Annotated in this window: 12 protein-coding genes; 9 read left to right on the top strand and 3 right to left on the bottom strand. The window is 61.7% G+C overall.

The annotated features are described in order from the left end of the window. Positions 1–2: 2 nt before the first annotated feature. The 7 genes from IF189_RS10665 to IF189_RS10635 all read left to right on the top strand — a co-directional run bounded on the left by IF189_RS10665 (position 3) and on the right by IF189_RS10635 (position 7403). Positions 3–647: an isochorismatase family cysteine hydrolase gene (locus IF189_RS10665; RefSeq protein WP_114882193.1), complete on the top strand. Its 645-nt coding sequence runs from the start codon at positions 3–5 to the stop codon at positions 645–647. After that, complete coding sequence (locus tag IF189_RS10660; protein ID WP_134827343.1) at positions 644–1975, top strand: glutamine synthetase; 1332 nt, start codon at positions 644–646, stop codon at positions 1973–1975. Before IF189_RS10665 ends, IF189_RS10660 begins: the two co-directional genes overlap by 4 nt. Then, complete coding sequence (locus IF189_RS10655; RefSeq protein WP_134827344.1) at positions 1959–2711, top strand: N-formylglutamate amidohydrolase; 753 nt, start codon at positions 1959–1961, stop codon at positions 2709–2711. The genes IF189_RS10660 and IF189_RS10655 overlap by 17 nt, the downstream gene beginning before the upstream one ends. Positions 2712–2798: 87 nt before the next feature. Further along, positions 2799–4148, top strand: coding sequence for an APC family permease (locus IF189_RS10650; protein ID WP_085708716.1), 1350 nt, complete (start codon positions 2799–2801; stop codon positions 4146–4148). Positions 4149–4266: 118 nt separating this feature from the next. Then, positions 4267–5283, top strand: a complete 1017-nt coding sequence (locus IF189_RS10645; RefSeq protein ID WP_134827345.1) for an arginine N-succinyltransferase — start codon at positions 4267–4269, stop codon at positions 5281–5283. Between the two features lie 55 nt (positions 5284–5338). Beyond that, positions 5339–6373 carry an arginine N-succinyltransferase gene (gene astA / locus IF189_RS10640; RefSeq protein WP_134827346.1) on the top strand — a complete coding sequence of 345 codons (1035 nt, stop codon included), beginning with the start codon at positions 5339–5341 and terminating at the stop codon, positions 6371–6373. Positions 6374–6533: 160 nt separating this feature from the next. After that, on the top strand, positions 6534–7403 hold the full coding sequence (locus IF189_RS10635) for an isocitrate lyase/PEP mutase family protein (protein ID WP_085708719.1): 870 nt from the start codon (positions 6534–6536) through the stop codon (positions 7401–7403). 78 nt (positions 7404–7481) lie between these two features. Here the strand turns inward: IF189_RS10635 and IF189_RS10630 are convergent, their stop codons facing one another. From IF189_RS10630 to IF189_RS10620, 3 genes are all read right to left on the bottom strand, one after another. Continuing rightward, entirely contained in the window at positions 7482–7784 is a 303-nt protein-coding gene (locus tag IF189_RS10630) for a hypothetical protein (protein ID WP_192553249.1), read from the bottom strand. A gap of 350 nt (positions 7785–8134) precedes the next feature. Next, positions 8135–9373 carry a M20/M25/M40 family metallo-hydrolase gene (locus IF189_RS10625; RefSeq protein WP_134827348.1) on the bottom strand — a complete coding sequence of 413 codons (1239 nt, stop codon included), beginning with the start codon at positions 9371–9373 and terminating at the stop codon, positions 8135–8137. Positions 9374–9457: 84 nt separating this feature from the next. Continuing rightward, positions 9458–10531 (bottom strand): diguanylate cyclase, encoded by a 1074-nt coding sequence (locus IF189_RS10620; RefSeq protein ID WP_134827349.1) that lies wholly within the window; start codon positions 10529–10531, stop codon positions 9458–9460. 185 nt (positions 10532–10716) lie between these two features. Between IF189_RS10620 and IF189_RS10615 the strand changes: the two genes are divergently transcribed. Both IF189_RS10615 and IF189_RS10610 read left to right on the top strand, forming a co-directional pair. After that, positions 10717–12171, top strand: coding sequence for a flavin-containing monooxygenase (locus tag IF189_RS10615; protein ID WP_134827350.1), 1455 nt, complete (start codon positions 10717–10719; stop codon positions 12169–12171). Between the two features lie 16 nt (positions 12172–12187). Beyond that, positions 12188–13126 carry an alpha/beta fold hydrolase gene (locus tag IF189_RS10610; protein ID WP_134827351.1) on the top strand — a complete coding sequence of 313 codons (939 nt, stop codon included), beginning with the start codon at positions 12188–12190 and terminating at the stop codon, positions 13124–13126. Positions 13127–13197 lie beyond the last annotated feature (71 nt).

Raw genomic sequence — 13197 nt, 5'->3', positions numbered from 1 at the left:
GGATGTTCAGCCTTCCCCACCGCTCGCCGCGGGACCTGCCGTTTGTCACCGACCACACCGCGCTGTTGCTGGTGGACATGCAGCGTGCCTGGCTCGAACCGCAGTTCGACCCGCACCTCGAAGGCCCGGACGCCGCGTACTTCCTCAATCGCACACGCTCGCAAGTGGTGCCCAATCAGGTGCGTCTGCTCAACGCCTTTCGCGATGCACGGCAGAACGTGCTGCACACCCTGATCGAAAGCCTGACCGCCGACGGCCGCGACCGCTCGCTGGACCACAAACTGTCGGACATGCACCTGCCCAAGGGCAGCCCGCAGGCACAGGTCATCGCCGAGCTGACCCCGGCAGAAAACGAAATCGTGCTGCCCAAGACCTCCTCCGGGGTCTTCAACTCGACCAACATCGACTACGTGCTGCGCAACCTTGAAACCCGTCACCTGATCATCGCCGGCATCGTCACCGACCAGTGCGTGGACATGGCCGTGCGCGACGCCGCCGACCGTGGCTATCTGGTCACCCTGGTGGCGGACGCCTGCGCGACCTACACCGAGGCACGCCACGACGCCTGCCTGAACGCGATCAAGGGCTACTGCTGGATCACCGATACCGACACCGTCCTCGGTCGTCTGCGGGAGATGCAGCCATGAGCGAGCGCCTGTCGCCGTTGCCGATGACCACCATCGTCACCACCGACCTGATCGGTATCACCCGTGGCCGCTCGTTTCCCAGCGATGAGCTGGAGCACTATCAGGCCGCCGGCTGCGGCTGGGTGCCGGCCAACAGTGCGCTGACGCCGCAGGACATCATCGCCTCGACCAACCCGTGGGGCGCTTATGGCGATCTGCGGCTGATTCCCGACCTCGCCAGCCGCGTCACGGTCGGCAACGGGCCGGACGCCGTCGCCCCGGCGCTGGATTTTATCCACGGTGATATCCGCGAGACTGACGGTCGCCCTTGGGGCGCCTGCCCGCGCACACTGCTGAGCGATGAAATCGAGCGTTATCGCGATCAGCTCGGGTTGCAGGTCAACGCCGCGTTCGAACACGAATTCAACCTGCACGCCGGGTTTGCCGAACACCTTGCCTTCTCCCTCGAGTCCCAGCGCCAGGGCGCGGAATTCGGTGGCTGGCTGCTCAGCGCTCTGCGCGCCGGCGGGGTCGAGCCGGAAATGTTCTTGCCCGAATACGGCAAGCATCAATACGAAATCACCTGCCGCCCGACCCTCGGCGTGGCGGCGGCAGATCGCGCCGTAAACGTGCGCGAGATCACCCGCGAAATCGCCCGGCAGATGGGCCTGGATCTGAGCTTCGCGCCGAAAACCGCCGCCGATGCGGTGTGCAACGGCGTGCATCTGCACGTCAGCCTGCTGGATCTGGCCGGCCAACCGATGCTCTACGACGCCGGCACCAGCAATGGTTTGTCCACGCTTGGCCAGCACTGGGCGGCGGGCGTGCTGCATTACTTGCCGGCGCTGTGTGCGTTCACCGCACCGACCCCGGTGTCGTACGAACGTTTGCAGCCGCACCACTGGAGCGCGTCCTACGCCTGCCTCGGCCAGCAGAACCGCGAAGCGGCGCTGCGCATCTGCCCGACCGTGAGCCTGGGCAACAAACCCGTGGCGAAGCAGTACAACCTGGAATTCCGCGCCATGGACGCCACCGCCTCGCCGCACCTGGCGATGGCTGCGTTGCTGATCGCCGGACGCCTGGGCATCGAACAGCGTCTGGCGCTGAACGCAATCACCGATGAAATCCCCGATGCACTCAACGACGAACAACGCGAGGCGCGGGGCATCGTTGCCCTGCCCGCCTCTCTGGCTCAGGCACTGGATTGCCTGCGTCGCAGCGAAGCGCTGATGGCAGCGCTGCCGGCACCGTTGCTCGACACGTATTTCGCCCTTAAAACCGAGGAACTGGCGCTGACGGAACAGCTCTCGCCCGCTGACCTGTGTGAGCACTATGCACGCCTGTACTGAATCCGCCGAGCTTGGGTTGTACACCCGACCGGTCTACAACCTGACCCGTGAAGATTCGACGCACCCGCTGATTCTGGTGTGCGAGCACGCCAGCCGTTACATCCCCGACGCTCTGAACAACCTGGGCCTGGATGACACGGCTGCACGTGAACATATTGCCTGGGACATCGGTGCGCTGGAGCTGGCCGAGCAACTCTCGGAAAAAATCGGCGCCACACTGCTGAGCGCCAATTATTCGCGACTGTTGATCGACCTCAACCGGCCCCGCCACGCCCCGGACAGCATCCCGGCGCAGAGCGAAATCTATCAGGTGCCGGGCAATCGCGAGCTCGACGAAGCCACCCGCGAATACCGTCGCCAGTGCCTGTTCAAGCCGTTTCATACACGGCTGCAACATCTGATCGACGAGCGTCTGGCCGAAGGCCGGCCGGTGCGGGTGGTGGGGATTCACAGTTTCACCCCGATTTATTACGGCCAGCCGCGTGAGCTGGAAGTCGGCGTGCTGTTCGGCCAGGCCAAGGCATACGCCCAGCGCCTGCTCGACGGCCTCGGTCAGCATCCGCTGAAAGTCGCCGGCAACCAGCCGTACAAAATCGACCCGCTGGGCGATATGACCGTGCCGGTGCACGGCGATGCCCGAGGCCTCGAATCGGTATTGATCGAGGTGCGCAACGACCTGCTGCGCAGCCCGGAAGCGGTTTCTCGCTGGGCAAATTATCTGGCTCCACTGCTTTGAACATTGCTGTAAACACCGCTGACGCTGTAAACGACGGACCGACATAACAACTAAAACGAACGATTGGCTGACAAGGAGTTGCGCTTCATGGAAATAGAAGAGTTCGGCTACAAACAGGAGTTGAAACGTAGCCTGACACTGACCGACCTGGTGGTGTACGGGATGATCTTCATGATCCCCATCGCCCCGTTCGGCGTGTATGGCTACGTCAACGCCGAGGCACCGGGGATGGTGCCCTTGGCGTACATCATCGGCATGGTGGCAATGGTGTTCACCGCGTTGAGCTACGGCAGCATGGCCCGGGCCTTTCCGATTGCCGGCTCGGTGTACTCCTACGCACAACGGGGCCTGAATCAACACGTCGGCTTCCTCGCCGGCTGGCTGATGCTGCTCGACTACCTGCTGATTCCGCCGCTGCTTTACGTCTATGCGGCGATGGCGCTCAACCATTTGTACCCGGACATCCCGAAAGTCGGATTCATCCTGGCATTCCTCGTCAGCGCGACCTTCGTCAACCTGCGCGGCATCACCTTCACCGCCCGCATGAACATCCTGTTCCTGCTGGCGCAGCTCGTTGTGTTGGGGATTTTCCTGTTCTACGCCTGGAACGCACTGCACAACGGTGGCGGCAACGGCCAGTTGACCCTGGCGCCGCTGTACCACCCGGAAACCTTCAACTTCGCCCTGCTGATGCAAGCGGTGTCGATTGCGGTGCTGTCGTTCCTCGGCTTCGATGCGATCTCCACGCTTGCCGAAGAGATCAAGGGCGATCCGGGCCGCAGCGTCGGCAAAGCAGCGTTGATCACCCTGGTGGTGATGGGTGCGATCTTCGTCGTACAGACCTGGATCGCCACCGATCTGGCCGCCGGCATGGGCTTCAAGTCCGCCGATACCGCGTTTTATGAAATCGCCGAAATCGCCGCCGGCAGCTGGCTCGCGACGCTGACCGGCGTAGCCACAGCCCTGGCCTGGGGTGTGGCGGTGGCGATCACTTCGCAAGCGGCGGTCTCGCGCCTGCTGTTCGGCATGGCCCGCGACGGCAAGCTGCCGAAAGTGCTGGCCAAGGTCCACCCGAAACACAACACGCCTTACCTGAGCATTTATCTGGTGGCCGTGCTGTCGCTGGTGATCTGTTACCTGTTCATCAACTCGGTGGACACCCTGACCTCGCTGGTCAACTTCGGCGCCCTGAGCGGCTTCATGCTGCTGCACCTGACCGTGATCAATTACTACTGGCGCCGACAGAAGTCCGGCCAGGTGATCCGTCACCTGATCTGCCCGGTGATCGGCTTCGGCATCGTCGCGGCCATCATGTACAACATGGGCGTCGATGCGCAGAAGCTCGGCCTGATCTGGATCGCCTTGGGTCTGGTGTACCTGTTCTTCCTGAACAAGCTCGGCGCCAGTACCGCGCTGCCTGACCCGAGCAATGGCTGACAAGAAAAAGGGCGGCGTCTGACAAGAATTCAGGCGACCGCCGCTTTAACGCGTGGAAACCGACAGTGATAGTCAGGTTCGGCGAATGGGCCGAACCTTTTGATACAGGAGTGCATCCATGCTGGTCTTACGTCCAGTCGAGCCAAACGACCTGCCTCAATTGCAACAACTGGCTCGCGACAGCCTGGTGGGCGTCACGTCCCTGCCGGATGACAGCCAGCACCTGGGCGAAAAGATCGCCGCGTCCTGCGCCTCGTTCGACACGAATGTCGCGGCCCAAGGCCCGGAGAATTACTTTTTCGTGCTGGAAGATCTGGACAGCCGTCGCCTGGTCGGCTGCTCGGAAATTCTCGCCACTGCCGGATTCAACGAACCGTTCTACAGCCTGCGCAATCGCCATTTCACCAGCGCTTCGCGGGAACTGAACATCGAACACGGCGTGCCGGCGCTGTCGCTGTGCCACGACCTCAGCGGTCACACCCTGCTGCGCGGCTTTCACATCGACGCAGCACTGGTACGCACACCGTATTCCGAGTTGCTGTCACGGGCGCGCCTGCTGTTCATCGCTGCCCACGCGCAACGATTTGCCGAAGCCGTCATCACCGAAATCGTTGGCTACAGCGACGCTCAAGGCCACTCGCCGTTCTGGGATGCTCTGGGCAAACACTTCTTCGACCTGCCCTACGTCGAGGCCGAGCGCCTGTGCGGCTTGCAGAGCCGTACGTTTCTCGCCGAACTGATGCCGCAATACCCGATCTACGTGCCGATGCTGCCGCTGGCGGCGCAGGAGTGCATCGGTCGTATTCACCCGGACGGCCAGGAAGCCTTCGACATCCTTGAGCGCGAGGGCTTTGAAACCAACAGCTACATCGATTTGTTCGATGCCGGGCCAACCTTGTACGCGCGCACGGCCAACATCCGCTCGATCGTGCAAAGCCAGATCGCAACGGTTCAAGAGGAACCTCTGATCGACGCCCGCGGTCGTTATCTCGTGAGCAACGATGCACTGCACGGCTTCAGGGCGGTGGTCGCCGAGCTGGATTACCAGCCTGGTCAACCCCTGGCACTTACGCCGGCGATATGTGCGGCGCTGAATGTCGGCGCTGGCGACACGATCCGGGTGATTGCCCTGTGAATCGCGCCCTCACCCAACGACAGTGCCCGAGCAGGCGCGCAAAAGGAGTTGCAGCATGATTGTCCGTCCGGTCCAAGTCAGCGACCTGCCAGCGTTGATGACGCTGGTGCAACAGGCCGGGCCGGGGTTCACCACCCTGCCTGCCAACGAAGATCGCCTGGCCCACCGGGTGCGCTGGGCGCAGCGCGCCTTCGCCGAGCAGGTCGAGCGGGCCGATGCCGATTATCTGTTCGTGCTTGAAGACGACGAGCAGCGGGTGGTCGGGGTCAGTGCCCTGGCCGGCGCCGTCGGCCTGCGCGAGCCCTGGTACAACTACCGGGTCGGGCTGACCGTCAGTTCGGCACCGGATCTGGGTATCCAGCGACAGATTCCGACCCTGTTCCTCAACAATGAACTGACCGGCCAATCGGAACTGTGCTCACTGTTCCTGCGCCACGACCAGCGTCACGGCAGCAATGGACGTCTGCTGTCGCTGGGGCGTTTGCTGTTCGTTGCCGAATTCCCGCACCTGTTCGGCGAAAAGATGATCGCCGAGCTGCGCGGCAGTGCCGACGAGCAAGGCTGTTCGCCGTTCTGGGACAGTCTGGGCCGACACTTCTTCCAGATGGACTTCAGCCACGCTGACCACCTGTCCGGGTTGGGCAACAAGGCGTTCATCGCCGAACTGATGCCGCGCCAGCCGCTTTACACCTGCCTGCTTACCGAACAGGCCCAGGCCGTGATCGGTCAGGCCCACCCCAACACCGAACCGGCATTGAAAATCCTCCAGTCCGAGGGTTTCGCCCACAAAGGCTACATCGACATCTTTGACGGTGGCCCGGTGATCGAAGCACCGATCCGCAGCATCCGTACCGTGCGCGACAGCCTGGAACTGACCCTGAGCATCGGCACGCCGGACGAACAGGCGCCGCTGTGGCTGATCCACAACCGCCGTCTGGAAAACTGCCGCATCACCGTCGCTGCGGGCCGCCGGGTCGGCAGCAGTCTGGTGGTCGACCGCCTCACCGCCAAACGCCTGCAATTGCAGCCGGGCAACTCGGTACGGGCCGTGCCGCTGCCCAATCAACAGCAGCAGGCAGTGGCGGCCTGAGCGCCTCTGCCTGCTGCTAGAAAGCCTGAACAGGTTTTTCCTGGTTAACTTCCTCGTTAATTCGTCATGATCCTTGACCCATTGGCGTGATAGCCTTTTCACCTTCGGCGTTGACACCTTTGCTCAAGCCTTTCCATTCCTTTGTATTGGTGGAACTCGTATGACCAGGCTTTCTCATCAAGATTTGCGCCGTAACTTCCGTCAGCTGCTGGCTTCCGACACCTGCTATCACACCGCCTCGGTGTTCGATCCGATGTCCGCCCGCATCGCCGCTGACCTGGGTTTTGAAGTAGGGATTCTCGGCGGCTCGGTCGCCTCGTTGCAGGTGCTGGGCGCCCCGGACTTTGCCCTGATCACCCTCAGCGAATTCGCCGAGCAGGCCACCCGCATCGGCCGCGTCGCCCAGTTGCCGGTGATCGCTGACGCCGACCACGGCTACGGCAACGCCCTGAACGTGATGCGCACTATCGTCGAACTGGAACGCGCCGGCGTCGCCGCGCTGACCATCGAAGACACCCTGCTGCCAGCCCAGTTTGGCCGTAAATCCACCGACCTGATCACCGTCGCCGAAGGCGTCGGCAAGATCCGCGCGGCACTGGAAGCCCGGGTCGATTCGGAAATGGCGATCATCGCCCGGACCAACGCCGGCATCCTGCCGAACCAGGAAATCATCAGCCGCACCAAGCATTACCAGGCCGCCGGCGCTGATGGTATCTGCATGGTCGGCATTCAGGATTTCGATCAGCTCGAGCAGATCGCCGAACACCTGACCGTCCCGCTGATGCTGGTGACCTATGGCAACCCGGCGCTGCGCGACGACAAACGCCTGGCCGAACTGGGTGTGCGCGTGACCATCGACGGCCACGGTGCTTACTTCGCGGCGATCAAGGCGACTTACGACAGCCTGCGCGAACAACGGCAGATCTTCACCCAGGCCTCGGACCTGAGCGCCACCGAACTGACTCACACCTACACCCAGCCTGAGGAATACATCCTCTGGGCCAAGGAATACATGAGCGTCAAAGAGTAACTTCGCACCACGCGACAAAGAGGCAGCGCGGCCCGACGCCATTACGAGTCCACTCGCATGGCGCCCGCCGCGAAACCGCTAGACCGCTGCCTTGAAGCCCTCCTCCCGCTGCAATGCCCGCGTCTGAATCACGTTCAGAATGGCGCAGCCCTCTCGCATCAGCAGATGCACTGCGCTGGTAATGCGCGTCAGATCACAATCGGAAATACCCTTGAGGTCGAGACTGGAAAACGTATCCGCCAGATCGCGCACGACCACAAAACGGTGCATCGCACACGCGGCCATGTCGCTGAGTTCTTTTTGAGTATTGATGAAGAGCACCGGGGATTCGGCGTCGTAGGTGTCGATGGGGAGGTAGCGGGGGATTACTTGTTCTGACATTGGTGTGACTCCAGGTGAGACAACCACCGTTCGCGGCCAAGCGAATAAAGGTGGCAGCTGTGAGCGGGTTGGCCGACCAGATACCTGAAAGATCCGGCACACCCTAAGGTGTCCCGCGCACAGCCGCCATAACACGTTGCCCAGAAACTGCTCTGAGCGATGGCGCTGTTACGTTTCAGGTTATCGACCGGCCAAGATCGTTCGCGGAGTTTTTCCGCGAGCCCAGACTATAGGGGTCGGCACCGAAACGCGGCAACAGGGTACGTTGTAGGAAAGGTCTTGGAAAGTTGTGCGCCGCTCGACGATCGTTCCCACGCTCTGCGTGGGAACGATCAACACCACTGCCCCGCTCACCGCCCCTTCGCCAACTCCATAATCATCCGCGACAACAGATAAATCCGCGGCGCCACGCTCTCCACTTCCGCATATTCCTCCGGCGTATGAATATTGCCGCCAACAATCCCGAACCCGTCCAGCGTCGGCGTCCCTACCCCGGCCGACAAACTCGCATCCGCCGCCCCGCCGCTACCTTCTTCAGTCAACTTGCGGCCAATCTCGCCATAAATCCCCTGAGCCATCGCCATCAAACGATCCGACTCCGCCGTCTGCGGCATCGGCGGCAAGCCGCGCTGCAATGACGTTTTCACTTCGGTATCGGGAATCAGCTTGTCCTGGGACACCCGCGTCAGATCCTTCTCGATCCGGTCGAACTCTTCCGGCACCGCCGCCCGTACGTCAGCCTTGGCCATGGCTTGATCCGGGATCACGTTGGTGCGGTCGCCCGCCTTGAGCACGGTGAAGTTGATGGTGGTTTTCTTCGCTTCGTCGCCGAGCTTGCCCAGTTGCAGGATCTGATGCGCCGCCTCCATCGCCGCGTTGCGCCCCAGTTCCGGCGCGACGCCGGCGTGAGCAGCCTTGCCCTTGACCTCGACCAGCGCGGTGGCGCTGCCCTTGCGCCACACCACCAGGCCATCCGCCGGACGACCCGGTTCGAGGTTGAGTGTCACGTCGTGAAGTTTGGCGGTTTTCTTGATCAGGTCGGTGGCGACGTCCGAGCCGGTTTCTTCGCTGGCATCGAGCAGGAAGGTAATTTGCGCGTAGTCCTTGAAGTCGAGGTTCTTCAGAATTTTCAGCGCGTAGATGCCGGCGACGATCCCGCCCTTGTCGTCCATCACCCCCGGCCCGTAAGCGCGGCCGTCCTTGATGTGGAACGGACGCTCGGCGGCGGAGCCTTCCTTGAACACCGTGTCCATGTGCGCCATCAGCAGGATTCTGGCCTTGCCGGTGCCTTTGAGCGTGGCGAGCACGTGGTTGGTTTTTTCCGGCGTGTTGGGCACCAGTTCGATGGTGGCGCCGAGTTTTTTCAGCTCGTCGATGGCGATTTCGCTGACTTGTTTGAGACCTTTTTCATCGCCGGAGCCGGAGTCGATGTTGACCAGCCGCTCCAGCAATTTCAGGGCTTCAGGTTTGTATTGCTCGGCGTCGGCCAGCACTTGTTTGTGCGGTTCGGCGAAGGCGTCAGCGGCTGCGAAAGAGAGGGTCAGGCCGAGACCGGCGGCCAGCAGGGAACGAGGGAATTTGAACGTCATGAATCAATCCTTGTTTCGTGTCGGGTACTGAACCGTACCTGACATCGCCGCAAGGCTCTATCCCGGATGCGACACCCCATCCGTTCAAACCGAACCCAGCACCTCGCGCCGTGGCTTGTCGTCATTGCAACAGATCACCCGGTTGCGCCCGGTCGCCTTGGCTTCGTAAAGCGCCTGGTCAGCGTCATTGAGCCAGCGTGTCGCATCGCCGTGAGCCGGATCGAGTGCGGCCAGGCCGATGCTCAGGCTGACTTTCAGCGCCGGATTCTGCTCGTAGACCAGAAAGGAAAATCGCTCACGCAAGGCTTCCATCACCTGCGCCGCATTGAACAGCGGCAAGTCCGGCAGGATCACGCAGAACTCGTCGCCGCCGTAGCGTCCGGCCACGTCCGCCATGCGCAGGTTCTGCTTGAGCATCTTGCTCAACTGGCGCAGGACGATATCGCCGGCCACGTGGCCGTAGGTGTCGTTGATCGCCTTGAAGTGGTCGATGTCGATCAGCGCAATCGCCGCGCCTTTTTGCTGGCCCTTGCAGCGCAGGAATTCGATTTCCAGTTGATCCTTCCAGGCGCCGTGATTGAGCAGACCGGTGAGGCTGTCGGTACGGCTCAGCGCCAGCAATTCACGTTTCTGCACGCCCAGAGTGTAGGCCTGACGAAAGCAGATCCAGCCCAGCGCCAACGGGTACAACATCAACAATGGCAGACAGGCATACATCTGCGCCGGTGTGGTCGCCGGGATGAAGGCCGGGGCGAACACCACCAGCCCGACACCGACGCCAAGCAACTGCGCCGCCGACCCTGCCAGCAGAAAGCGCAGACCGCCGATGGCAACGTTATTCATCGCCATCATCGAAATGGTCGTGGCACTGGGCAGCGGGTTGAATTGCATGGCAGCGACCCAGAGACCGCCGAGGAAGGCATCGATCAGCAAGTTGCGGTGTTCGGCGTGGTAAGGGACTTTCGAGCGTCGTGCCCACTGATACGCCAGGTGTGGCCAGACCAGGCCGTTGAACAACATCAGCGCCCAGACCCAGGCCGGGGGATCGAGCGGATACATCGCGACGCTCACGCACAAAAGCCCCAGGACCAGCCCCAGGGTTCGCGATGTGTAAAGCCTCCTGGCCAGTGAAAGTCCCTTTCCTCCCGTTCTTCCCATAAGGGCCTCGAGTACACCGCAAAAGGATGTGCTCGGAGTCTAACAGGGCAACGTTAAATAGCCATCACCGGCCAGCGGCCGGCAGTCTCCGACCCCGCGGCCCGCCAATTCCGGCACACGGCAGGCAAATGATTGGCTATACATGAAAGGTAGAAAATGGAAAAAAGACTCTAAGAAGGAGGCCCATGCAGACCTATCAGGTGTTAATCATCGGCAGCGGGTTTGGCGGCCAGTGCGCGGCGGTCAACTTGCTCAAGGCCGGCATCGACGATTTTCGCTTGCTGGAGCGGCGGGACTTTTTCGGCGGCACCTGGTGCCAGAACACCTACCCCGGCGCGGCGGTGGACGTGCCGTCGCCCCTGTATTCACTGTCGTTCGCGCCCTACCCGTGGACGCAGATGTTCGCCGGGCAGGCCGAACTGCATCGCTACACCGAACACGTCATCGAGCGTTTCGGCCTGCGCGAGCGGGTGGAGCTGCAAGCCGATGTCGAGCAGATCGAGTGGGATGAAAACGAAAAACGCTGGGCCGTACACACCGGCGCCAAGGGCACTTATTACGCGCAGTTCGTGATCAATGCCACCGGGCCGCTGAGTCAGCCAGTCGTGCCGCCCTTCCCCGGTCAGGATCGCTTTCAGGGCAAGACCTTTCATACAAACAATTGGGATCACAGCTACGACTATCGCGGTAAACGCGTGGCGATCGTCGGCAGCGGCGCCAGTGCCGTGCAGGTGATTCCGACCATTGCGCCGGATGTCGCGCACTTGCATGTCTTTCAGCGCACACCCCATTGGGTGCTGCCGCGCCCCGACCGAAAGTTCGGACGTTTCCAGCGCTGGCTGCTGGGGCTGAAACCGGCCTGGAAGCTGCTGCGCTGGCTGATCTATTGGCAGTTCGAAACCCGGATCATCGCCTTCAAATATTCGAAACCGGCGATTCACATGGTGCAGAACCAGGCGCTGAAATTTCTCAAACGCCAGGTGACTGATCCCGAGTTGCGGAAAAAACTGACGCCGGACTTCACCATCGGCTGCAAACGGGTATTGCTCTCCAACACCTATTATCCGACGCTGACCCGGCCCAACGTCACCTTGCACAGCCGCGAACAAGGTATCGCCGCCCTCGACGAAACCGGCATCCTCACCACGGATGGCCAGCACATCGACGTTGATCTGATTGTCTGGTCGACCGGCTACGACGCCACCGATGGCGTGATTTCCTATCCGGTCAGCGGAAAAAACGGCGTAAAACTGCGTGATGTCTGGGCGCAATACCCGCGCGCCTACCTCGGCACCAGCCTGCCGGACTTTCCCAACCTGTTTATCGTCACCGGGCCGAACACTGGCATCGGGCATACCTCGGCACTATTCATCATCGAATCGCAGATGAACTACATCCTCGACTGCATCCGCACCGTACAGGCCAAGGGTCTGCGCAGCATCGAAGTTCGCCCCGAAGCAGAACGTACCTACACTCAGATGATTCATCGGGAAATGGAACGCACGGTCTGGAAAACCGGCGGCTGCCACAGTTGGTATCAAAGCAGGAGCGGTCACGTGATCGCGATGTTCCCCGGCTTCAGTTTCAGCTATCACCGCTTGACCCGAGCGCTGAAACCGGCCGACCACATTCTGTCTTGAACAAGGAAGACCCACGATGCTTTTGCTGTTTGTCGCCCTCGCAGTTTTCGTGGCCTGGAGCTGGTTGAGCTACCCGGCGGTCGGTCACTGGCTCTACGACCTGAGCGCGGCCCTGGAGGCCAGGCTGTATCGGCTGCACAAGATTGAAGTGCCGATCGCGGAAATGACGGTGTCGACCTGGCAAGGCGGGCCGTATGAAGCGTCGAGCAGCATTCTGATGCTGCATGGCTACAGCGCGGAAAAGAACCTGTGGCTGCGCTTTGCCCGGCATTTCGTCAGCCAGTATCGAGTGATAATCCCGGACCTGGCCGGCCACGGCGAAACCGGCTTCAAGGCCGGTGGCGGCTACGACATTCCGGTTCAGGCCAAACGCATGATCCAGCTGCTCGACGTCTGCGGCGTCGAGAAGGTCCACGTGATCGGCAACTCCATGGGCGGTTACATCGCCGCGTGGCTGGCGGCGACCTACCCTGATCGTATCGCTTCGGTGGCGCTGATCGACCCGGCCGGCGTCACCGCGCCCGAGGCCAGCGACATGGAGCGTCACCTGGCCCGTGGGCACAATCCGTTCCTGATCAATTCCCGGGAAGAATTCCGACACTTCTATGCGATGACCATGGCCTCGCCGCCCTGGGTACCCGGTCTGGTGCTCGACGCCATCGCCCAGCGCTACGAGCAACAACGTGACGAACTGGAAGAGATCTTCCGGGACTTTCGCGCGAGTCCGCCGATGGAACCGAAACTTGCAGACATCAAATGCCCGGCGCTGTTGCTCTGGGGTCGCAAGGACCGGTTGATCGATGTCAGCAGTGTGCCGGTGTGGAGCAAGGGCATCGCCAATCTGCGTGTGGATGTGTGGGACGGCGTCGGGCACATGCCGATGGTCGAGCAGCCGTCGAACACGGCGCGTTTGTATCGGGAGTTCCTGGGGGAAAACTCACGCGCAGACAGGTAAACGGTCAGTCGTTGGCAGAATGAAGTTCGTAGGATTCTTCGTTTGCCCGCGTCGGCGAAGGCTGCGATCTT

The sequence above is a fragment of the Pseudomonas sp. IzPS59 genome (assembly GCF_014863505.1).
In the GTDB taxonomy this organism is placed as follows: Bacteria; Pseudomonadota; Gammaproteobacteria; order Pseudomonadales; family Pseudomonadaceae; genus Aquipseudomonas; species Aquipseudomonas kribbensis.
Note: the sequence above shows the minus strand (reverse complement) of the source record. Positions and strands in the feature narration are given on the sequence as shown.